Annotated in this window: 15 protein-coding genes and 1 rRNA gene; 9 read left to right on the top strand and 7 right to left on the bottom strand. The window is 69.5% G+C overall.

What is annotated here, in order from left to right; translation table 11 throughout:
- Positions 1–7: 7 nt before the first annotated feature.
- Positions 8–862: a 3-methyl-2-oxobutanoate hydroxymethyltransferase gene (gene panB / locus V1227_RS23045; protein WP_329787632.1), complete on the bottom strand. Its 855-nt coding sequence runs from the start codon at positions 860–862 to the stop codon at positions 8–10.
- Positions 863–987: 125 nt separating this feature from the next.
- Here panB and V1227_RS23040 point away from each other — a divergent pair, with 125 nt between their 5' ends.
- Positions 988–1,347 (top strand): VOC family protein, encoded by a 360-nt coding sequence (locus tag V1227_RS23040; protein ID WP_329787631.1) that lies wholly within the window; start codon positions 988–990, stop codon positions 1,345–1,347.
- Here the strand turns inward: V1227_RS23040 and V1227_RS23035 are convergent.
- A complete protein-coding gene (locus V1227_RS23035) occupies positions 1,325–2,155 on the bottom strand; it encodes an alpha/beta fold hydrolase (RefSeq protein ID WP_329787630.1) in 831 nt (276 codons plus the stop codon). The two genes, V1227_RS23040 and V1227_RS23035, sit on opposite strands and share 23 nt — an antisense overlap.
- Between V1227_RS23035 and lysX the strand changes: the two genes are divergently transcribed.
- From lysX to V1227_RS23020, 3 genes are read left to right on the top strand one after another with little or no spacing between them, the layout of a single operon-like run.
- On the top strand, positions 2,126–5,428 hold the full coding sequence (lysX, locus tag V1227_RS23030) for a bifunctional lysylphosphatidylglycerol synthetase/lysine--tRNA ligase LysX (RefSeq protein ID WP_329787629.1): 3,303 nt from the start codon (positions 2,126–2,128) through the stop codon (positions 5,426–5,428). The two genes, V1227_RS23035 and lysX, sit on opposite strands and share 30 nt — an antisense overlap.
- Positions 5,429–5,484: 56 nt before the next feature.
- A complete protein-coding gene (locus tag V1227_RS23025; protein ID WP_329787628.1) occupies positions 5,485–6,564 on the top strand; it encodes a helix-turn-helix domain-containing protein in 1,080 nt (359 codons plus the stop codon).
- Positions 6,561–7,097, top strand: coding sequence for a hypothetical protein (locus V1227_RS23020; RefSeq protein ID WP_329787627.1), 537 nt, complete (start codon positions 6,561–6,563; stop codon positions 7,095–7,097). Before V1227_RS23025 ends, V1227_RS23020 begins: the two co-directional genes overlap by 4 nt.
- A 6-nt stretch (positions 7,098–7,103) precedes the next feature.
- Here V1227_RS23020 and V1227_RS23015 read toward each other — a convergent pair whose 3' ends face one another.
- The 3 genes from V1227_RS23015 to V1227_RS23005 form a co-directional block, all read right to left on the bottom strand.
- On the bottom strand, positions 7,104–7,751 hold the full coding sequence (locus tag V1227_RS23015; RefSeq protein WP_236220229.1) for a response regulator: 648 nt from the start codon (positions 7,749–7,751) through the stop codon (positions 7,104–7,106).
- Between the two features lie 3 nt (positions 7,752–7,754).
- Complete coding sequence (locus V1227_RS23010) at positions 7,755–8,945, bottom strand: sensor histidine kinase (RefSeq protein WP_329787626.1); 1,191 nt, start codon at positions 8,943–8,945, stop codon at positions 7,755–7,757.
- Between the two features lie 100 nt (positions 8,946–9,045).
- The gene (locus tag V1227_RS23005; protein ID WP_329787625.1) at positions 9,046–10,758 is read right to left on the bottom strand and encodes an NAD+ synthase; all 1,713 of its coding nucleotides are present in this window, start codon (positions 10,756–10,758) and stop codon (positions 9,046–9,048) included.
- A 29-nt stretch (positions 10,759–10,787) separates the two neighbouring features.
- Between V1227_RS23005 and V1227_RS23000 the strand changes: the two genes are divergently transcribed.
- Both V1227_RS23000 and V1227_RS22995 read left to right on the top strand, forming a co-directional pair.
- Positions 10,788–12,350 carry an alpha/beta hydrolase gene (locus tag V1227_RS23000; RefSeq protein ID WP_329787624.1) on the top strand — a complete coding sequence of 521 codons (1,563 nt, stop codon included), beginning with the start codon at positions 10,788–10,790 and terminating at the stop codon, positions 12,348–12,350.
- Positions 12,350–13,873 (top strand): alpha/beta hydrolase, encoded by a 1,524-nt coding sequence (locus V1227_RS22995; protein ID WP_329787623.1) that lies wholly within the window; start codon positions 12,350–12,352, stop codon positions 13,871–13,873. The genes V1227_RS23000 and V1227_RS22995 overlap by 1 nt, the downstream gene beginning before the upstream one ends.
- Here V1227_RS22995 and V1227_RS22990 read toward each other — a convergent pair.
- Both V1227_RS22990 and V1227_RS22985 read right to left on the bottom strand, forming a co-directional pair.
- A complete protein-coding gene (locus tag V1227_RS22990; protein WP_329787622.1) occupies positions 13,828–15,342 on the bottom strand; it encodes an MFS transporter in 1,515 nt (504 codons plus the stop codon). The genes V1227_RS22995 and V1227_RS22990 overlap by 46 nt on opposite strands.
- Positions 15,343–15,356: 14 nt before the next feature.
- The gene (locus V1227_RS22985; RefSeq protein WP_329787621.1) at positions 15,357–15,992 is read right to left on the bottom strand and encodes an LppX_LprAFG lipoprotein; all 636 of its coding nucleotides are present in this window, start codon (positions 15,990–15,992) and stop codon (positions 15,357–15,359) included.
- A gap of 41 nt (positions 15,993–16,033) precedes the next feature.
- Here V1227_RS22985 and glnA point away from each other — a divergent pair, with 41 nt between their 5' ends.
- From glnA to V1227_RS22970, 3 genes are all read left to right on the top strand, one after another.
- Positions 16,034–17,377 (top strand): type I glutamate--ammonia ligase, encoded by a 1,344-nt coding sequence (gene glnA / locus V1227_RS22980; RefSeq protein ID WP_236220236.1) that lies wholly within the window; start codon positions 16,034–16,036, stop codon positions 17,375–17,377.
- Positions 17,378–17,395: 18 nt separating this feature from the next.
- Positions 17,396–20,926, top strand: a complete 3,531-nt coding sequence (locus V1227_RS22975; RefSeq protein WP_329787620.1) for an FkbM family methyltransferase — start codon at positions 17,396–17,398, stop codon at positions 20,924–20,926.
- A 472-nt stretch (positions 20,927–21,398) separates the two neighbouring features.
- Positions 21,399–22,915 (top strand): 16S ribosomal RNA (locus tag V1227_RS22970).
- Positions 22,916–22,922: the final 7 nt, after the last annotated feature.

Below are 22,922 nucleotides of genomic sequence, written 5' to 3'. Positions count from 1 at the left end.
ACACGACTCAGTGGAAGGTGTGCTCGGGACCGGGGAACTGGTGCCCGCGCACCTCGGCGGCGAACTCGGCCGCCGCGCCCAGCATGATGTTCCCGACGTCCGCGTAGCGCTTGACGAACCGCGGTGCCTTGCCGCGGTTCAGGCCCATCATGTCCTGCCACACCAGCACCTGGGCGTCGGTGTCAGGACCGGCGCCGATGCCCACGGTCGGGATGACCAGGTCGTGCGTGATCTGCTTCGCGACCTCGGCGGTCACCATCTCCAGCACGACCGCGAACGCGCCCGCCTCCTGCACGGCCAGCGCGTCCCGCACCACGACGTCGTGGTTGTCGTGACGGCCCTGCACGCGGTAGCCGCCGAGCTGGTGCTCGGACTGCGGGGTGAAGCCGATGTGCGCCATGACCGGGATGCCCGCGGCGGTGATCGCGCGGATGTGCGGCGCGAAGTACGAGCCGCCCTCCAGCTTGACCGCGTGCGCCTGGCCTTCCTTCATGAACCGGACCGCCGTCGCCACGGCCTGCTCGACCGACACCTGGTAGGAGCCGAACGGCAGGTCGGCGACGACGAGGGAGCGCTTGACCGAGCGGGTCACCGCGCGGACCAGCGGCACGAGCTCGTCCACCGTGACCGGCAGCGAGGAGTCGTGCCCGTAGACGGTGTTCGACGCGGAGTCGCCGACCAGCAGGACGGGGATGCCGGCCTCGTCGAAGATCGAGGCGGTGAACGTGTCGTACGAGGTGAGCATGGGCCACGCCTCGCCGCGTTCCTTCATCTCCCGCAGGTGGTGGACGCGAACGCGCTTGGCAGGGGGCTTCTGGCCCGCTCCGGAGCCGTAGGGCGCGGGAACTTCGGCAGTGGTCATCGTCGACCGGTCCTTTCCTCGAGGCCCACGTCAGCGGGTCCCCGGGCGCTTGGTGCACGGTTGCCGGGCTCCAGGGTGACACCGCCGACCGGAAACGGGAGGCAAGTGCGGCTACCGTCACACACGTGGCAGCGCGAATCACCGAACTCGTACTGGACTGCACCGATCCCGAACGTCTCGCCACCTTCTGGGGAGGAGTTCTGGGCTACGAGGTGCTCGACCGCGACGAAGAATCCGTGGAGATCGGACCGCCGGACAGGCGCACGACCCTGCTGTTCCTGCGCAACCCCGACCGCAAGCTGCAGAAGCTCCGCCTGCACATCGACGTGAAGGCCACGGACCGCGACCAGGCCGCGGAACTGGAGCGCCTCCTCGCGCTCGGCGCCACGCACGTCGACATCGGTCAGGGCGACGTGAGCTGGTACACCCTCGCCGACCCGGAGGGCAACGAGTTCTGCCTGCTCAGCGGCCGGGCAGACCCCTGAGCACCTCCCGCACGGCCATGACCACGGCGTCCGGCCGGTCCATCTGAATCATGTGCCGACTGCCGGGCACCGGCACGTTGCGCCCCCACGGCACGAGGGCGGCCAACGACCGGTGCTCCGGCCAGACCTTCCGCCCGGCCGTGAGCACCAGGAACGGCACGCGCGGGAACGGCCGGCGCGTCCGCAGCCGTTCGAGCGTCGCCACCTGGCCGGGGTACGACGCGAGCTCCCACAGCACCGCCCGGCCGACGCCGGGCCGCCGGTAGACCAGTTCGACCAGGTCGGCGGGCGCCGGGTCGGTCATCCCGAGCGTGGACGCCGCGGTCAGCAGGTTGCGGAACGAGTGACCGTACCGCCGGGTCAGCCGGGCGCCGAGCCAGCGGCTGCCGATCGCCCGCACACCCTGCGCCAGCACCGCCGACACGTCGAACGGGGCTCCCGCGCCCGGCGTCTCGGCGTCCGGGTCGAGCAGCACGACCCCGTCGACCCGGTGCGGCCGCAGCCGGGCGTAGGCCTCGACGTGCATCGACGCCATCGAATGCCCGACCAGGACCGCCTTCGGCACCCCGCGCAGCACCGCGTCGAGCACGGCGACCTCGCGCGCCAGCGACGGCCCGCGCCGCGCGGGACCGCTCAGCCCGAGGCCCGGCCGGTCGAACACGACCACCCTGGCGAGCGGTTGCAGCAGCCGCACGGTCCGGTCCCAGTCGAACCAGGCCCCGCCCAGGCCGGAGCTCAGGACCACGACGGGCCGGTCAACACGCCCGGACGCGGTGACATGCACCCGGCCCGCCGAAGAGGGGATCATGACCGACACTGGCGGACCTCGGGAGTGGATGTGGCACCGGCGTGGAAGTGGAAGACCGCGGGCGCGATCGCGACGATCGTGTACCTCGCCGGAGCGCTGTCGCTGCTCAGGGTCGTCCTCCCGGAAGAAAGCCGGTTCACCGACGTCGCTGACGGCATCGGGTACCTCTTCGGCCTGCCCATCGACGGCAACCTCTTCATCGCCCTGGTGTTCTTCGTCCTCGGCGCCGCCCTGCGCAGGCGCAAGCGAGCGGCGCTGTGGGCGCTGCTGCTGTTCCAGGTGACGGGCCTGCTGCTGGTCGGGTTCATCATGGTCATCCTGGCCCTGGCGCCTGAAGAAGTCCTGGAGGCGGGTGAGGAACCGCACTGGGTCTTCCTCGGTGCCGGGATGACGACGTCGCTGCTGTTCGTCGCGCTGCTGTTCGTGGTGCGCGAGGCGTTCCCCGCCCGGCTGGCCCGCGGCGCGTGGCGGCAGGCGCTGGCGGCGTTCGTGCTGGGCATGGTCGCGCTGGTGCTGCTGGGCTGGGCCCTCACCGAGGTCTTCCCCGGCAGGCTCCTCGCGCAGACCGACAAGCTCGCGTGGGCGGCGAACCAGGCGACGGGTGAGGTCGTCCGCCTGGGCCGGCTCGACATCCCCGAGGGCCCGCAGTGGCTGAGCGTGGTGCTGGGCCTCGGCGGCACGCTGGTCGCGATCGGCGCGCTGTACGTGTTCTTCCGGGGTGTCCGCACCCAGAGCATGATCACGCCGGACCAGGAGCTCGACGTGCGCCGGCTGCTCGCGGCCGACGGCGAGCCCGACTCGCTGGGCTACTTCGCGACCAGGCGCGACAAGAGCGTCGTGTTCGCGGCGTCCGGCCGGGCGGCGCTGACGTACCGGGTGATCGGCGGCGTCACGCTGGCCTCGGCCGACCCGGTCGGCGACGAGGAGGCGTGGCCCGAGGCCGTGCTGGCGTGGCTGTCCGAGGCGCGCACGTACGGCTGGATGCCCGGCGTGCTGGGAGCTTCCGAGCGAGGGGCGCGGGTCTACTCCCACGCCGGGCTGAAGGCGCTGGAGATCGGGGACGAGGCGGTCCTCGACGTCCGCGAGTTCAACCTCGCCGGTCCGGAACGGCGCGGGCTGCGCCAGGCGGTCTCCCGCGTCGAACGGGCCGGGTACACCACGCGCGTGCGGCGCCACAGCGAGATCGCGCCGGACGAGATGGCGTCCATCCTGGACCTCGCGGAGGCGTGGCGCGGCGCCGAGACCGAACGCGGCTTCTCCATGGCGCTGGGGCGGCTGGGAGATCCGAGCGACGGCCGGTGCGTGATGGTCGAGGCCTACGACGCCTCGGGCGCGCTGCGCGGGCTGCTGTCGTTCGTGCCGTGGGGCCGCCGGGGGGTCTCGCTCGACCTGATGCGGCGCGACCGGGCGGCGGAGAACGGCCTGAACGAGTACATGGTCGCCCAGCTCGCGGCGGCCGCCGGGCACCTCGGCGTGCACCGGATCTCGCTGAACTTCGCCATGTTCCGCGCGGTGTTCGAGGAGGGCGAGAAGATCGGCGCCGGCCCGGTGCTGCGGGCGTGGCGGCGGGTGCTGTCGCTCGCGTCGCGGTTCTTCCAGCTGGAGTCGCTGTACCGGTCGAACGCCAAGTACCTGCCGGAGTGGGAGCCGCGGTTCCTCTGCTACGCCCGGTCGCGGTCGTTGCCGCGGGTCAGCATCGCCGCCGGCGTGGCCGAGGGCTTCGTGCCGTCGCTGCGGTCGTTGCGCAGGAGGGCGTTGCAGAAGACGGACGTCAGCGACGAGTTCGCGGCCAAGGTCGCCGAGATCGACGCGATCCGGGTCGAGCCGAAGGCCGTCCGCCGCCCCGAGCAGGTCCGGGTGCGGATCGCGAAGGTCGGCCGGCTGGTGGCGGCGGGCGTGGACCCGTACCCGGTGGGCTTCGAACGCTCGGACCTCCTCGCGGGAGCACGGGAGCGCTTCGGCGAGGAGGTCTCGGTCACCGGCCGCGTGATGGCGCTGCGGGAGATGGGCAAGCTCTGCTTCGCGCGGTTGCGGGACTTCAGCGGCGAGATCCAGCTGATGCTGTCGGTCGACTCGCTGGGCGACGCGCTGGCGTCGTGGAAGTCCGACGTCGACCTTGGCGACCACGTCGGCGTCACCGGGAAGGTGGTCAAGTCCGACCACGGCGAGATCTCCGTGCTGGCGTCGTCGTGGACGATGACCGCGAAGTGCCTGCACCCGTTGCCGGACAAGCGCAAGGGCTTCACCGACCCGGAGGCGCGCGTCCGCCAGCGCTACCTCGACCTGGTGGTGAACCCCGACTCCGCCCACCTGCTGAAGCTGCGCAGCGACGTGATCCGCGCCGTGCGGGAGTTCCTGCACTCGCACTCGTACCTCGAGGTCGAGACGCCGATGCTGCAGGCGGTGCACGGCGGTGCGAACGCCCGGCCGTTCGTCACGCACATCAACGCCTACGACATGCGGATGTACCTGCGGATCGCGCCGGAGCTGTACCTGAAACGGCTCTGCGTCGCGGGCGTGGACCGCGTGTTCGAGCTGAACCGCAACTTCCGCAACGAGGGCGCGGACGCCACGCACAACCCCGAGTTCACGATGCTGGAGGCCTACCAGTCCTATGCGGACTACCGGGTCATGCTGGACCTGGTGCGCGAGCTGATCCAGCACGCGGCGAGGGAGGCGTTCGGCGAAGAGGTCGCCCATCGCCCGGAGGGCGCGTTCGACCTCTCCGGGGAGTGGCCGGTGATCCCGGTCTACACGGCGGTGTCCACGGCTCTGGACGCCTCCGTCACGCCGGACACGTCCGTCCCGGAGCTGCGCTCACTGCTGTCGTCCCGCGGCGTGGAGGTCAACGAGGACTGGGACCACGGGCAGCTCGTGCAGGAGGCGTACGACTCGTTCGTCGAGGCCACCACCGTCGGCCCGACCTTCTACGTCGACTTCCCGACCTCGGTGTCCCCGCTGACCCGGCAGCACCGCGCCGACCCGCGCCTGGCCGAGCGCTGGGACCTCGTGGCGTTCGGGGCGGAGATCGGCACGGCGTACTCGGAGCTGACCGACCCGCTGGAGCAGCGGCGCCGGCTGGAGGCGCAGTCGCTCAAGGCCGCGTCCGGTGACGTCGAGGCGATGGAGCTGGACGAGGACTTCCTGCGGGCGCTGGAGCACGGCATGCCGCCGACCGGCGGGCTCGGCATGGGTGTCGACCGGTTGCTGATGATGCTGACCGGCACGTCGATCCGGCAGACCGTGCTCTTCCCGTTCGTCCGGCCCCAGTGACGCCTGATCCGGTGATCAGGCGTGCCGCGGCTGCCGAACTGTGCGAAAATCGCACCATGGCGGAAGCGCGGGAGTGGAGCGAGGTGGGTGAGCGGGTGCGCGACGCCCGAATCGGCGCCGGGCTCTCCCAAGCCGAGCTCGCTGCGGCGTTGTCGCTCGACCGGACCATGGTGGCGAAGATCGAAGCCGGCACGCGCAAGGTGGACGCCCTGGAACTCACCAGGCTCGCCGGCGCACTCGACGTCCCGCTGGACTACTTCCTCCATCGCGCCCCAGCCGTGTTGTCCAGGCGTGCGGATCTGAGCGAAGACACCGCCACGGATGCGGGGCGACAGGCCTACCGCCTGGAAGCGCGGCTGGAAGCCTGGGCACGGGACGTTCAGCAGCTGCTCGGCTTCGGCTCGCTCTCCACGTCGAAGATCTACCGGTCCGGGGGTGCGGCCGACGAAGACGAGGCAAGGCTCGTTTCTTCGCGTTTCAGGACGCACTTCCAGCTGGGGCTCGACCCGATTCCCACTCTCATGGACGTCTGCGAGCAGGCGGGGCAGTTCGTGCTGGTCGCTGACCTCCCGGGTGACGGTGCGTCGATGGTCGTCGACGACGAGCTGGCGGTGGCGGTGGTCAGCCGTTCGGCAGACCCGGGCCGGCGCCGGGCGACGGCGGCACACGAACTCGGACACATGGTGCTCGGCGACGAGTACTCCAACGACATCGGCGTCAACGCGTCCAGACGCGACCGGGAGTCGGTCATCGACGCGTTCGCGGCCGAGCTCTTGCTCCCGTCGGAAGTGGTGGCAGGGGTGGACGGACGCGGGAGCTTGGTCGAGCTCGCTGCTCGCTACCGCACGTCGTGGTCGTTGGCGACGCACCAGGCCGTGCACGTCGGCGTGATCGGCCCTGCCGAGGCTCAGGCGTGGCGTCAGCAGAGGCCCACGAAGGCGGAGCTCTCGAACGCGATCGGGTGGGCCCCTCAACCCGATCTGGAATCGACCAGGGTGCCCCGTCGCTACGCGACGGCGGTGATGGACGCACTGATGCGCAACAAGGTGACACCATCACGCGCGGTCGAGCTCATGCACGGCCAGCTCGTGGAGAGCGATCTGCCGGTGGTGCCAGAGGACGAAGTTGCTCCATGACCCGGATCGGACCGCTGGTCCTGGACACGATGTGTTTGTCGCACTTCGCGCTGATCGAACGGCTGGACGTCCTCGGTGAGTTCCTGAGCGGCAAGGAATGCTGGACCACGGCGATCGTCAAGGGCGAGATGGCCAACGGCGTCCAGGACCGTCCGCTGCTCCGCAACGCACTCGATCTGCCCTGGCTGCACGTCGCGGCGTTGGATGATCTGAACGAGATCCAGCTCTTCGCGAAGTGGTCGAGGCTGATCGGCACCACTGAGCGCGACCACGGAGAAGCGAGTGTGTTCGCGGTCAGCGAGCTGCTCGGCGGCATCGCGCTCACCGACGACCAGAAGGCGACCAAGGTCGCCCGTGCCAACGGCCTGGACGTGCACGGCACTGTCTGGTTGCTGGCTCAGTTGTGCCGCGAAGGCAAGATCGCGGAGTCCGGTGCGGGAAACCTGATCGACATGCTGCGCGACAGCGGCATGCGGTTGCCCTGCACCGGAGCGCAGTTCACCTCGTTCGCGACCCAGCACGGCTTGCTGTGAAGTTCCTCAGCGTTCGAGGTACGCGAGCACGGCCTGCACCCGGCGGTCGCCCGAGCCGTCCTCGCTGTTGAGGCCGAGCTTCAGGAAGACGTTGCCGATGTGCTTGTGCACGGCTCCCGCGCTGAGGACGAGCTTCTCGCCGATGGCGGTGTTCGACAGACCTTCCGCCATCAGCCCGAGGACCTCGCGCTCACGCGGTGAGAGCACGCTGAGCGCGTCGTCGGCCTTGCGCCGCACCAGCAGCTGCGACACGACCTCGGGATCGAGCGCCGTGCCGCCGTTCGCGACGCGGTGCAGCGACTCGAGGAAGTCCGCGACCTTGCCGACGCGTTCCTTGAGCAGGTAGCCGACGCCGCCGTTGGTGCCGGCGAGCAGTTCGTGCGCGTAGCTCTGCTCGACCCACGCGCTGAGGACCAGCACGGCCAGCTTCGGATGCCTGCGGCGTGCCTCCACGGCGGCCCGCAGGCCCTCGTCGGTGAACGTCGGCGGCATCCGCACGTCGACCACGGCGATGTCCGGCTCGTGCTCGGCCACGGCGTCGAGGAAGTCGTCCGGGTTGTCCGTCGCCGCGGCGACTTCGATGCCTTCGTTGCGCAACAACAACGTCAGCCCTTCACGGAGCAGAGCGTCGTCTTCGGCGATCACGATGCGCATAGGTCACTTCCCCACAGGTAGCACGACGGTGAGAACGGTAGGGCCACCCTCGGGACTGCTCACTTCCGCGGTGCCGTCCAGCGCCGCGACCCGTCCCCGGATGCCCTCCAGGCCGGTGCCCTGCTTCTCGTCCGCACCGCCCTTGCCGTCGTCGTGGACCACGACGACCAGCTTGTCGTCGTTCACGCCGAGGCTGACCCACGCGTGCCGGGCACCGCTGTGCTTGGCCACGTTCGTGAGCGCCTCGGCCACCGCGAAGTACGCGGCGGCCTCCACCGCCGCCGGCAGCCGTCCGAGGTGTTCGGCCGTGAGCACGCACGGCACCGGGCACCGGGCGGCGAGGGCCTGGATCGCCCCGTCGAGCCCCAGGTCCTCCAGCACGGGCGGGTGGATGCTGCGCACGACGTTGCGCAGCTCCTCCAGCGCGTCCCCGGCCGCGTCCTGCGCCCGCAGCAACGCCTGCAACGCGTTGTCGGGGTTCTGCTCGAGCGTGCGTTCCGCGATGCCGAGCATCATCACGACGCCGACCAGCTTGTTCTGCGTCCCGTCGTGCAGGTTGCGCTCGATCCGCCTCAACTCCGCCCCGTGCGCCTGCAACGCGGCGGCCCGCGTGGCGACGACCTCGGCCAGCCTCTTCTCCAGCGAGGCCTTCGGCGGCGACAGCATCTTGCGCGCCCACCGCGCGTCGAGGTCCGCCAGCTGCGGCAGCTGGGTGACGATCAGCGCCAGCACGATCGCGATCGGCACGCTGAGCAGCGCCTCGGGCCACGAGTCGACGCGGAGGCCGAACGAGTTCTCGTTCCCGCCCGGGATCATCCACCAGGTCAGCAGCACGAACGGCTGCTGGGCCAGCGAGCCGGTGATCCCGATGGCGACCGCCCCGAACGCCGTGCCGAACACCGCGTGCGTGATCAGCCAGAGCCCGTCGCGCCGGCTGTCCGGATCGGCCAGCGCCCGCTGGGCCCGGTGCAGCCACGGTCCGTCGAGCGGCGGAGGCGACGGCAGCCGCTCCCCGTTGTAGCGGGCGAGCCGCCACCGGTCGAGTTCGACGATCCGGCGCATGTACGGCGCCGTGACGGGCAGCAACGGGAGGACCACGACCGACAGCAGGAAGACACCCAGGGCGAGCCACGACACGATGGCCGTGAGCAGCCCCGTGGCCAGGTAGAGCACCGCGGCCCAGATCCGTTTCATGGGGGAACCTAACGGTTCGGGCAGCTCCGGCGCGGTGGAGCAGGCTCCACTCCTCGCACCACCCGGCGCCTCGGCCCGAACCGCGCCCTGAGCCGGAGGCTCAGCCCTCGCGCCACCCGCTCGTGATCGGCAGCCGCCGGTCCCGCCCGAAAGCCTTGTTCGAGATCTTCGTGCCCGGCGGGTACTGGCGCCGCTTGTACTCGGCCCTGTCCACCATCCGCAGCACCCGGTCCACGAGCTCCGGCGCGAACCCGGCGGCCAGCAGGTCGTCGTAGCCCTTGTCACCCTCGACGTAGTCGTCCAGCAGGTCGTCGAGCAGCTCGTAGTCCGGCAGCGAGTCGGTGTCGACCTGGCCGGGGCGCAGCTCGGCCGACGGCGGCTTGGAGATCGAGTTCTCCGGGATCGGCGGGGTCTCGCCGCGCTTCTCCGCCTCGGCGTTGCGCCACCGGGCGAGGTCCCAGACCAGGGTCTTCAGCACGTCCTTGATCGGCGCGTAGCCACCGACGGCGTCGCCGTAGATGGTCGAGTAGCCGACCGCGAGCTCGGACTTGTTGCCGGTCGCGAGGACGAGGTGCCCGTGCTGGTTGGACAACGCCATCAGCAGCATGCCGCGGCACCGGGCCTGGATGTTCTCCTCGGCCAGGCCGGTCAGCTTCAGCTGGTCCACGTACACCGACACCATCTCGCCGATCGGCTCGGTGGTGAAGTGCAGGCCGGTGCGGGCGGCCATGTCCGAGGCGTCCGACCGCGAGTGCTCCGAGGAGTAGGACGACGGCATCGAGACGCCGTAGACCGCGTCGGCACCGAGAGCGTCCACGGCCAGAGCAGCGACAACGGCCGAGTCGATGCCACCGGACAGACCGAGCACAACGGACCGGAAGCCGTTCTTGTGCACGTAGTCGCGCAGACCCGTCACGAGGGCGTGCCACACCTCTGCCTCGTCGGACAGCGGCTCGAACACGCGCGGCGCGGGCAGCGGCTCGTAGGCGGGACCGGCGTCCGAGAGGGCGACGCGGCGCACCTCGAAGCCCCCGACCGGGCCCTCGGCGTACTCGAGGCCGCCGGGCACGTCGAAGTCGGCGAACATCAGGTGCTCGACGAACTGCGGCGCCCGCCCGATCAGCTGGCCCTCGGCCGACACGACGAGCGAGTCGCCGTCGAACACCAGCTCGTCCTGGCCGCCGACGAGGTTGCAGTAGGCGAGGGGCGCGCGGGCCTCGGCCGCACGGCGCGCGACCAGGGGCAGCCGCTGGTCGTCCTTCTTGCGCTCGTAGGGCGAGGCGTTGGGCGAGACCACCACGTCCACGCCGGCCTCGCCGAGCGCCGTGATCGGGCCGCCGTCCTGCCAGAGGTCCTCGCAGATGACCAGGCCGACCTCGACGCCGTTGACCCGCACGACGTCGAGCGACGAGCCGGCCTTGAAGTACCGCCGCTCGTCGAAGACGCCGTAGTTGGGCAGGTGGTGCTTGAACTGCCGCGCCACGACGCTCCCGCCGTGCAGCACGGCGGCGGCGTTGCGCGGGCCCTCCGAGTCGCGGTCCAGGTATCCGACGACGGCGGCGACCTCGCCGAGGCCCGCGGCGTCGAGCGAGCCGGCCAGCGCCTCCAGGGCCTCGGACGACGCCCGTGCGAACGACGTGCGGATCGCGAGGTCCTCGACCGGGTAGCCGGTCAGCACCATCTCGGGGAACACCACGAGGTGGGCGCCGCCCTCACGGGCCTTGCGCGTCCACTCCACGACCAGCGAAGCGTTGCCCTCAAGATCGCCAACAGTGGCGTTGACCTGGGCGAGCGCGATCCGAAGCTGCGGCATGCCCTCATCATCTCCCATACCATCGGGTCGTGGTCCGTCTCTTGAGCGTGTTGCTCGTCATTCCGCTGCTCGCGTCCTGCACGACGATCGTCGAGGGGACGTCCAAGCCCGGCGTGACCTTCGAGAAGCCAGGCCCGGCCGGTGCCGTTCCCGCCGGTCTGGAGGAGTTCTACGGCCAGAAGCTCGGCTGGGAGAACTGCGAGCCGTACGCCACGACCGGGTCCAGCAGGGACGCATACGGCAAGAAGCGCGATGTCGAATGCACCCGTCTGAGGGTTCCCCTCGACTACTCGAAGCCAACCGGCGACACGATCACGATTGGCGTGCTCAGGTACAAGGCCACCGGCCAGAAGATCGGCTCGCTGCTGACCAACCCCGGCGGCCCCGGCGCGTCCGGCATGGCGTCGGCCGCCGGCATGGTCTCCGCCTACCGCAAGACCGACCTCGCGGCCAGGTTCGACCTCGTCGGGTTCGACCCGCGGGGCGTCGGGGCGAGTGAACCGGCGGTCCGGTGCCTCACCGGACCGGAGCGCGACGCCGAGCGCCTGGACCTCGACATCGACACCAGCCCGGCCGGAATCGCCCAAACGGAGCAAGAGAACAGGACGTATGCCGAGAAGTGTGCCGCCGGGACGAAATTCGGGGCGGCAATGCTCGCCAACTTGGGCACGCGGGACGTAGTTAAGGACATGGATGTCCTCCGCTCTGCGCTCGGCGACGCGAAGCTGAGCTACGTCGGGTACTCGTACGGCACGCGCATAGGCACCGAGTACGCCGAAACCTTCCCCCAGAACGTGCGCGCGCTCATCCTCGACGGTGCCGTCGACCCGACCCAGGACCAGCTCGCGTCACTGGTCGCCCAGGCCGCCGGCTTCCAGAAGGCCTTCGACGAGTTCGTGAAGTGGTGCCGGCAGAAGGGGGAGTGCCCCCTCGGCGACGACGCCAACGCGAGCTTCCGGCAGCTCACGACCCCGTTGATCCAGAAGCCGGTCGACGTCGGCAGCCGCAAGCTGTCCTACAACGACGCGATCACCGCCGCGATCCAGGCGATGTACTCGGAGCAGCTCTGGCCACTGCTGGTCAACGGCCTCGACGAGCTCAAGAACGGCAAGGGCACCACGCTGCTGCGCCTGGCCGACGCGTACTACGACCGCGACGAGCAGGGCGAGTACTCGACCATCACGGACGCCTTCAACGCCGTGCACTGCGTCGACGACCCGCGGCTCACGGACAAGAACGCCCTGCTCGAGACGCAGAAGCAGTACAAGGCGGCGGCGCCGTTCCTCGACGACGGCAACCCGCCCGGCGCGGCGCTCGACGCGTGCGCGTTCTGGCCGGCCCCGGTGTCGGCCACCCCCGCACCGCCGAAGGCCGACGGCATCCCGCCGCTGCTGGTCATCTCGACGACCGGTGACCCGGCGACGCCGTACGAGGCGGGCGTGAACCTGGCCAAGGCGCTCAACTCGCGGCTGCTCACGTTCGAGGGCGTGCAGCACACGGTCTTCCTGCAGGGCGACCCGTGCGTGGACGCGGCCGGCGTGAAGTACCTGGTCGACCAGACGTTGCCCGCCGACGGAACCCGGTGCGCCTAATGACGAAGAGGCGATCCCGAGTCACCGCGGCCCTGTTCGCCTTGATCGTCGTACTCGGCACGTCCACGTCCTACGCGCGCATCGACGGCTCGCCCGTCGCCGGTCGCAAGGGCATCGAGCGCTTCTACTCGCAGGTGTTGTCGTGGGGCGCGTGCCAGCCCTACGCGACCGATGCGAAGAGCAAGGGGCTGTTCGAGCGCGAGGGCATCCAGTGCTCGCGGTTGCAGGTCCCGCTCGACTACGCGAAACCGGACGCCGGGACGATCACGGTCGGGCTGCTGCGCCGTCCCGCGACCGAGAAGGACCGCAGGGTCGGTTCTCTCGTGCTGAACCCCGGCGGCCCCGGCGGGTCGGGCATGGCGCACGTGGCGAACATGCAGCCGGGCAACCCGGTCGGCAAGCGGTTCGACGTGGTGGGCTTCGACCCGCGCGGCGTCGGGGCGAGCCAGCCCCGCGTGCAGTGCCTGACCGACGCCGAACGCGACGCGCAACGGCTGCGGCCCAAGGGCGAGAGCGCGAACCAGACCGAGCAGGAGAACAAGTTCTTCGTCGACCGGTGCGCCGAGCGCAGCGGCCTCGACCTCCTGCGCAACGTCGGCACCCGTGACGTCGTGAGGGACGTCGACGTGCTGCGCGCCGCGCTGGGGGAGAAGAAGCTCAGCTACCTCGGCTACTCCTACGGCACGCGCATCGGCACGCTGTACGCCGAGATGTTCCCCCGCAACGTGCGCGCGATGGTGCTCGACGGCGCGGTGGAGGTCAACGGCGACAAGGTGGCCGCGTCGGCACGTCAGGCGCAGGGCTTCGAGGAGTCCTTCCAGCGGTTCGCGGGCTGGTGCGCCCAGCGCGACTGTCCCATCGGGAGGGACACCACCACGGCGGAGTCCAGGTTCCGGCAGCTGATCGAGCCGCTCAAGAAGGCCCCGCTGCAGGTCGGCGACCGCAAGCTGTCCCACTCGGACGCCAACACCGCGATCATCCAGGCGATGTACACCGACCGGCTGTGGGAGACGGCGCTCAAGGGCCTGCAGGAACTGCGGCAGAACAGGGGCACCACCCTGCTCCAGCTCGCCGACCAGTACCTCGGCCGCGCCCAGGACGGCACCTACAGCCGCATCCAGGACGCGTTCGTGGCCATCCGCTGCGTCGACGAACCGCCGATCAAGGACCGCGCCACCCTGGAGACCAACCGCCGGAAGCTGCTGGAGCTCCTGGGCAACGACACCGTCCCGACCGACGAGACCGCGCTCGGCCCGTGCGCGTTCTGGCCGGCCCCGCACACGTCGGAACCGCATCCGCCGAACGTGGCAGGGCTGCCGCAGGTGCTGGTGATCTCGACGACCGGTGACCCGGCGACGCCCTACCAGTCCGGTGTGGACCTCGCCCAGGCCCTCGGCGCGCGGCTGCTGACGTACAACGGCAACCAGCACACGGCGTTCCTCGCGGGTGTCGGCTGCGTGGACGGCGTGGGCACGAACTACCTGGTGGACCTGAGGCTGCCGGAAACAGACGCGGTCTGCTGACGCCTCCCCGGCAGCAGGACCGACCCCAGCGCGCCGACCGCGCAGATCACCGCCGTGATCAGGAAGATCTCGTGGTACTCGGTGAGCAGCGCCTCGGTGAGCCCGCGCTGGTATTCGGCCATCCGCCGCTGGAACTCGGCGGGTTCGACGCCGAACGGCAGCGGTGTGTTCAGGTCTGCCGTGAGCTCGCGGAACCGGTGGAGTCCCCACGCGGACAACGCCGCCACTCCGACGAGCATGCCCGTCATGCGCGCGACGACGACGAACGCCGACGCGACACCGTGCCTGACGGGCGGCACGACCCGGAGCACGGCACCGGACAACGGCGCGATGACCAGGCCCAGCCCGAAGCCGGCGATGGCCAGGTCACGCGTGAGCACGAACCCGTTGACATCGGCGGGCCACTGCGCGATGAACACGTACGACACCGATGCGATGGCCAGGCCGCCGAACGACACCCAGCGGTCGCCCAGCCGGGACGCGAGGAACCCGCCCAGCACGGCGCCGATCGGCAACGCGACCAGGAACCGGGTGAGCAGGGTCGCCGCGGCCGCGGAGTCGCGCCGCAACACCGTCTGCGCGAACAACTCCACGTCGACGAGTGTCACCATCAACGCCGCCCCGGCCGCGAGAGAGACACCGAGCACGGCCCAGAACGGCCGCCACTGCACGCCCTCGGGATCGATGAGCCGCACAGCAGCACGGCGTTCCCACAAGAAGAAGGCACCGAGCACCACGAAGGCCGCTGCCAACGCGGGCCAGCCCCACGACGGCAGCATCGACTCGGCCGGCGTCGGGTTGTAGAGCGCCACGACCAGCAACGACAACGCGAGAGCGAGCAACACCCCGCCCACGACGTCGATGCGAACCTCACGCCGTGTGTTCGGCACGGTCCGTTGCACGATCACCATCGCGATGACCGCCAACGGGACGTTCACCCAGAACACCCAGCGCCAGCTCTGCGGCTCCCACGCCTCGAACAACGGCAACGCGTTGAACAACGACGCCACCGCGATGCCGTAGAGGGTGCCGAGGACGGACCCCAGCTCCTGAGCGGCGCCGACGGTCCCGAGAGCGGTCGACCGCCGGTGCTCCTCCCACAGGTCCGCCACCAGCGCCATCGTCACCGGCAGCAGCGCGCCACCCGCGAGCCCCTGCACCACGCGCCCGGCGACGAGCAGCGGCACGTCGGCGGCCAGCGCCGTGACGACCGAGCCCACCAGGAACCCGAGCAGCGACACCTGCAGCACGAACCGCCGCCCCAGCCGGTCCGACAGCTGCCCCAGCAGCGGCATGCCCGCCACGTACCCGAGCAGGTACCCGGTGACGATCGGCGTGGCCTGCTGCAGCTCGTTCACCGCGATGCCGAGGTCGCGCACCATGTCCGTGAGGACACCGACGACGACGTACGCGTCGAGCGCACCCAGCAGCACGGCCGCGCCGGACGCGGCGAGAGCGACCCGTCTCATCTCCCGCGCACCCTCTAAGCGGGTGCCGTCACGGTGACGGGCTTGTCGAAGTCCGTCAGCCCGATGTCGACCTTCTGGCCACCCGGCAGCTCGAACAGCGCGTTCTTGAGCTTGTTGTCCTTGTCGACCGAGAAGGTCGACTTCACGTCCGCGGAGATGCCCGGCACCAGCCCGGCCGCGACGTCCTTCGGCACGGTCGCCTCGACCACCGACACGTCACCGGACGACTTGGTCTTAGCGTCCTTCGCCGAGGAGAGCACCTTCGCCACGCCCTTGCCGGGATCCAGGATCGCGGACGGGTCGTACACCTGCCCCGCGAACGCCGCCGGCAGCTTGCTGTACCCGCCGGTCGGGCCCTTGAAGTGCAGGTTTCCGCCGGTCAGCACGTACTCGACGGCCAACAGCTGCCCGCCGAACGTCACCTTCGCGGTGCCCTTGGACTCCCCGGCGGAGGTGAGGTCGCCGTCGGCCTCCTTCACCGGCACGTCCGGCAGCTCGCCGTCGACCTTGATCGTGAAGTGGACGCTCTTCACCGAGCTCATGGACTCGGCGGACTTCGAGAGCAAGGTCGCACCATCGGGGAGATCTCCCCCTGACGTGCAGCTCGTGAGCAGGGCGAGTGCGCAAACCGACAACCAACGGGCGGACATGCGTTGATCGTAGAGAGTCGGTAACCCTTAAGCTGCGCCCTATGGACCGCCAGCAGGAGTTCGTGCTCCGCACGCTAGAGGAACGCGACATCCGGTTCGTCCGGCTCTGGTTCACCGACGTCCTGGGCTTCCTGAAGTCCGTGGCGGTCGCGCCGGCCGAGCTCGAGGGCGCCTTCAGCGAGGGCATCGGGTTCGACGGCTCGGCGATCGAGGGCTTCGCCCGCGTCTACGAGTCGGACATGGTCGCGAAGCCGGACCCCGCCACGTTCCAGGTGCTGCCGTGGCAGACGCCGGAGGGCACGAACTACTCCGCGCGCATGTTCTGCGACATCACCATGCCGGACGGCTCCCCGTCGTGGGCCGACCCGCGCCACGTGCTGCGCCGCACGCTGTCGAAGGCCAGCGAGGCCGGGTTCACCTGCTACGTCCACCCGGAGATCGAGTTCTTCCTGCTCAAGGGCCTGCCCGGCGACGGCAGCGAGCCCGAGCCCGCGGACAACGGCGGGTTCTTCGACCAGACCTCGCACGAGACGGCCACGCACTTCCGCCGCCACGCCATCGAGGCGCTGGAGGCCATGGGCATCTCCGTCGAGTTCAGCCACCACGAGGGCGCGCCCGGCCAGCAGGAGATCGACCTGCGCTACGCCGACGCGCTGACCATGGCGGACAACGTCATGACGTTCCGCTACGTGGTGAAGGAGGTCGCGATCACGCAGGGCGTGCGCGCCTCGTTCATGCCCAAGCCGTTCTCGGACCAGCCGGGCTCGGGCATGCACACGCACTTCTCGCTGTTCGAGGGCGACCGCAACGCCTTCTACGACGAGGAGGACCCGTACCAGCTCTCCGACATCGGCAAGCAGTTCGTCGCGGGCATCCTCAAGCACGCGCGCGAGATCTCCGGCGTCACGAACCAGTGGGTCAACTCGTACAAGAGGCTGATCGTCGGCGGTGAAGCCCCCACGGCCGTGTGCTGGGGTCACGCGAACCGCTCCGCGCTGGTCCGTGTGCCGATGTACTCACCGGGCAAGTCGTCGTCGCGGCGCGTCGAGGTCCGTTCGCTGGACTCCGCGTGCAACCCGTACCTGGCGTACTCGGTGGTGCTGGCCGCCGGCCTGCGCGGCATCGAGAAGGGCTACGAGCTGCCGCCGCCCGCCGAGGACGACGTGTGGTCGCTGACGGACCGCGAACGGCGCGCGGCGGGGTACGCGAACCTGCCGCAGAACCTCGGCGAGGCGCTCGCCGAGATGGAGAACTCGGAGCTGCTCCCCGAGGCGCTGGGCGAGCACGTCTACGACTTCTTCCTGCGCAACAAGCGAACGGAGTGGGACGCGTACCGTCGTAGCGTCACCCCGTACGAGTTGCGCACTCTTCTTCCCATGCTGTGAGGCAGATTCGTGCTCTCCGTGACTGAGGTACCCGAGTTCCAGCCGGCGATCTGCGCCTGCACGGTCGCCACGGCGGCCGAGCTGCCCGCGGTCAAGGTCCTGTCCAGCTCGTTCCTCGCGGAGCACCCCGAGGGCCGGTTCGTCGCGCTGGTCGTCGACGCGCAGCCGGAGCACTCCGGCCCCGGGCTGATCACGCCGCTCGACATCGGTGTCGCCGAGGTCGAGCTGCGGGTGCTCGCCACCTCGCTGGACGCCGCCGGGCTGAAGGCCGCGATGGTGCCGAGGCTGCTGGAGGCGTTGCTGTCGCAGGGCATGCCCGTGCTGTACCTCGACCCGTGGGTCCAGGTGTTCGGGTCGCTGACGAAGCTCGTGATGGAGGCGTTGCGCACCGCACCGGTCGTGCTGCTGCCGCGCACCCTGCGGCCCCTGCCGCAGGACGGCCTGCAGCCAGGACCCGCCGAGCTGCACGACCTGGGCGCGTTCGACCCCGGTTTCATCGCCGTCGGTGAAGGCTCCGAGCCCTACCTGGGATCGCTGGACATGCCGGCGATCGTGCCGCATCACGTCGTGCGTGACGCACGGGTCGGCTTGTCGGTGTGGAACGTCGCCGACCGGCCGCTGCACCGCACCGAGTCCGGGACGCTCGCCGTCGTCGGCCAGGACCTGCTGACCGTGCACTTCCGCGGGTTCGACCCCCGTCGCCCGTGGCTGCTCTCCGCCGACTTCGCCGAACGCCCGCGCGTGCTCCTGTCCGAGCACCCCGAGGTCGCCGAGCTCTGCCAGGCCTACCGCGCCGAGCTGGTCCGCAGCGGCTGGTCCCCGGTGCCCGTGCCGTACCGGTTCGACTCGCTGATCGACGGCACCTCGATCCCCTCGGAGCTGCGCGCCGACTACCGGGCGTCCGTGCCGACGCCACCGCCCGCGTTCGGCGAGGACGGTGGTGGGGGGTTCCTCCTCTGGGCGTGCGAGCGGACGGAGAACGGCGGCACGCGGTGGGCCGACGCGGTCTGGCGCGCCGACACGTCGCTCCAGCAGCAGTTCCCGGCGCCCTTCGGCGCGGACGCGGAAGCCTGGCGCGAGTGGTGCGCCGGAGTCGGCGTGGCCTCCGGCCGGTTGCCGGCGCCCGCCGTGCCGCAGCCCCGGTCGGAGGGGCCCGCCCTGCTCGACCAGCTCGGGGTGTCCGTCGTCGGGTCGGGGCCGCTGGCCGAGCTGGTGCTCGCCGCCGCGCGGGCGTCCGGGCTGCCGGTGTCGACCTCCGCGGGGTATCCCGTGGTCGTGCGCACCTCTTCCGCCGACGAGGTGCCCGACGGGCGGTTCGTCGTCGAGGTGGCGTTGGACGCCACTGCCGCCGACGACCGCGCGGGCGTGAACGAGCTGTGGCTGTCGTCCGAGGTGTCGCGTGCCGCCGCCGAACGCATCGGCGGCCCCATCGGGCGTGTGGTGCCCGTGCCGGTGCAGGACCTCGGCGTCCGTGAGCACTCTTCCGGTGATGTGGTGGTGTTCGCGGCGATCGCGGACCACTCCCTCGACCGGTCCGGCAACGTGCTCGGCGCCGTGTCGGCGTTCCTCAGCGCTTTCCCGGACCGCACGGACGTCGAGCTGCGCATCGCCGTGTCCGGTGCGTTCGAGCACCCCGAGGCGGCCGAGCGGTTGCGCCTCGCCACGGCCTCCGACCAGCGGATCTCGCTGGTCGAAGACCAGGACGTGCTGCTGAGCGCCGACGCCGTGGTGTCGTTGCACCGCGGCGGGGCGGACGACCGGATCGCGTTGCGCCTCGCCGAGCTCGCGGTGCGGGGAGTGCCCGTCGTGGCGTCGGACCACGGTGCCGTCGCCGAGCTGTTCGGCAAAACGGCCGTTCTCGTGCCGTGCCACCAGGGCTCCGAACCCGATGTGCAGGCGGCCTCGCGGCTGTTGCGCTCGTTGGCCGACGACCTGCCCACGGCCGCAGCGCTGGGTGCGGCCGGACGTGAGCACGTGTTGTCCGTGCGTTCTGTTGCGCGCGTCGCCGAGGTTCTTCGCGAACGAGTCGAGCACGCCTACCGCGGATGGCGGGCGCGTCGGCCGAAGCCGAAGGACGAGGTCGACCCGATGCTCGCCCTCCAGTCGGCCAAGCACGCGTTGCTGCGCCAGCCGACCGTCGACGGACCCCATCGGACGCCGATGGCACCCGCGCTGCGCAAGGTCGTGTTGCGCGCGTTGGACCACTACGACAACCACATGCGCCAGGTGCTGCACACCCTGATCGACGGGGTCGAGCGCACGGTGTCCGAGCTGGTCAACCGGCAGGACGCGCTGAAGTCCGGGGTCGGTGCCGGTGAGCTGGAGCTCCTGCGCGCGGAGATCGAGCAGGTCGCCGCCCGGCAGGCCCACTTCGCGGACCAGCTGGTCGGCGTCGACGACGGGGTCGTGCGCGTGCGCGCGGACATGGCCGGTCAGGGCCGCCGGCAGCGCGACGTCGAGGACGCGGTCGTCGCCGAGGCGGCCAAGCGCGCCAAGTCGGACGAGGTGCTCGCCGAACGGATCGACAAGCTGACCGTGGCGCTCGACCGCACGCTGGACCGGATCGACAGCCTGGAGTCCAAGGTCGTCGAGGTGTTCCGCGAGCGCGACTCGCGGCTCGACGTGGCGATCCGCGCGGCCAACCACGCGCAGCAGACCGCGGACGCGTTGCGCCGCGTGGTGGTCCGTCAGCACGAGGCCGCCGGCGACGCGCCTGGAGTGCGTTCGTCACTGGTGTTGTGCGACGCGGGCATGATGCGGCTGCCCTCCGACGACGCGTTCATGCTCCCGCTGTTGTCGTCCAACGGCGTGTGGGAGCCGGACCTCGCGGAACTGCTCGACTCCGTGCTGGAGCCGGACGGCATCTTCCTCGACGTCGGCGCGTACGTCGGCTACCACTCGATCCGCGTGTTGTCGCGGCTCGGGTTGATGGGCGCCGTTGTCGCCGTGGAGCCGGACGCGTCCGCCGCCGCTCTGCTGAGGCACAACGTCTCGGCGAACCTGCCCGCCGCCGTGGCGTCCCGGCTGACCGTGGTCGAGGGCGCGGCGTGGGAGAGCGCGGGCGAGCTCGCGGCCTCGCCGACGCTGACCGGCGGTGTGTCGGTGTCGCCGCTGGCCGCCGACGCCGGGGACGACGTCGCCCGCGTCCGGGCCGTGCGCCTGGACAAGGAGCTCGACGAGATCGCGTTGGTGCAGGGCATGAAGCTTTCCGTCGTCCGGGTCGACACGCCTGGACGTGGGCATCGCGCTCTCGCGGGACTGGTCCGGCTGTTGCGCCGCGACAGGCCGCACGTGTTCCTCGAGTTCTCCGCGACCGCGACGGCGGACTTCGGTGACGATCCGGTGACGGTGCTCAAGGAGTTCGGCGTCTGGGGCTACGACCTGGTGCCGGTGGCGACCCGCCAGGCCGCCGCGCCGGACCAGATCGTGAAGGCGATGGAGGGACTTCGGTCCGTCACCCTGTGGCTGCGTCCGCGTCCGGTCGGGGCCAAGCCGGCTGCTCCGACGCCGTCCGTGCCGATCAAGCAGCCCGCTGACCAGGCGATTTGACTTTGGTCCTGCCCGTGAGTAACTTTCTCCAGGTCGCAAGCGAGACCCGGAACGAGCGGTTGACACCGCGAAGCGGGCCGGGTAGAGTCTCACGGCGTCAAACCCCCAGAAGTAAATGAACGGCCTAACGTGCTGTCCGGGATCTGAAATGACCCCGATTTGACACCGGGAAAGCCACTCAGATAACTTCTGAACCAAGCAAAATTGAATGCGAAGCGAGTTTGCGCCGCAGCGAAGAAGCCGAAACGGCCGATTTGACAAAGCGAAAACGAACTGGCTAAGCTTCAAACACAAGCCCCGAGAGAGAAACTCCGGAAACGGAGTGAGGATCCGGTGAGCGCGTGTTCTTTGAGAACTCAACAGCGTGCCGATAACACAGCCAGTAATATGAATATCTCTCGTCAGAGATATTCCTTTGAGAGTAATACCAGATTGCCAGACATATTCCGTCTGGAGCGATCAAACACAATCCTTATTGGAGAGTTTGATCCTGGCTCAGGACGAACGCTGGCGGCGTGCTTAACACATGCAAGTCGAGCGGTAAGGCCCTTCGGGGTACACGAGCGGCGAACGGGTGAGTAACACGTGGGTAACCTGCCCTGTACTCTGGGATAAGCCTTGGAAACGAGGTCTAATACCGGATACGACCTGGGATCGCATGATCTTGGGTGGAAAGTTCCGGCGGTATGGGATGGACCCGCGGCCTATCAGCTTGTTGGTGGGGTAATGGCCTACCAAGGCGACGACGGGTAGCCGGCCTGAGAGGGTGACCGGCCACACTGGGACTGAGACACGGCCCAGACTCCTACGGGAGGCAGCAGTGGGGAATATTGCACAATGGGCGAAAGCCTGATGCAGCGACGCCGCGTGAGGGATGACGGCCTTCGGGTTGTAAACCTCTTTCAGCAGGGACGAAGCGCAAGTGACGGTACCTGCAGAAGAAGCACCGGCTAACTACGTGCCAGCAGCCGCGGTAATACGTAGGGTGCGAGCGTTGTCCGGAATTATTGGGCGTAAAGAGCTCGTAGGCGGTTTGTCGCGTCGGCCGTGAAAACTTGGGGCTTAACCCCGAGCCTGCGGTCGATACGGGCAGACTTGAGTTCGGCAGGGGAGACTGGAATTCCTGGTGTAGCGGTGAAATGCGCAGATATCAGGAGGAACACCGGTGGCGAAGGCGGGTCTCTGGGCCGATACTGACGCTGAGGAGCGAAAGCGTGGGGAGCGAACAGGATTAGATACCCTGGTAGTCCACGCCGTAAACGGTGGGTGCTAGGTGTGGGGGACTTCCACGTCCTCCGTGCCGCAGCTAACGCATTAAGCACCCCGCCTGGGGAGTACGGCCGCAAGGCTAAAACTCAAAGGAATTGACGGGGGCCCGCACAAGCGGCGGAGCATGTGGATTAATTCGATGCAACGCGAAGAACCTTACCTGGGCTTGACATGGACTAGAAATCCTCAGAGATGAGGGCTCCCTTGTGGCTGGTTCACAGGTGGTGCATGGCTGTCGTCAGCTCGTGTCGTGAGATGTTGGGTTAAGTCCCGCAACGAGCGCAACCCTCGTTCCATGTTGCCAGCACGTAATGGTGGGGACTCATGGGAGACTGCCGGGGTCAACTCGGAGGAAGGTGGGGATGACGTCAAGTCATCATGCCCCTTATGTCCAGGGCTTCACACATGCTACAATGGCCGGTACAAAGGGCTGCTAAGCCGTGAGGTGGAGCGAATCCCATAAAGCCGGTCTCAGTTCGGATCGGGGTCTGCAACTCGACCCCGTGAAGTCGGAGTCGCTAGTAATCGCAGATCAGCAACGCTGCGGTGAATACGTTCCCGGGCCTTGTACACACCGCCCGTCACGTCACGAAAGTCGGTAACACCCGAAGCCCGTGGCTCAACCCGCAAGGGAGAGAGCGGTCGAAGGTGGGACTGGCGATTGGGACGAAGTCGTAACAAGGTAGCCGTACCGGAAGGTGCGGCTGGATCACCTCCTTTCTAAGGA

Source organism: Lentzea sp. DG1S-22, from assembly GCF_036321065.1.
In the GTDB taxonomy this organism is placed as follows: Bacteria; Actinomycetota; Actinomycetes; order Mycobacteriales; family Pseudonocardiaceae; genus Lentzea; species Lentzea jiangxiensis.
Note: the sequence above shows the minus strand (reverse complement) of the source record. Positions and strands in the feature narration are given on the sequence as shown.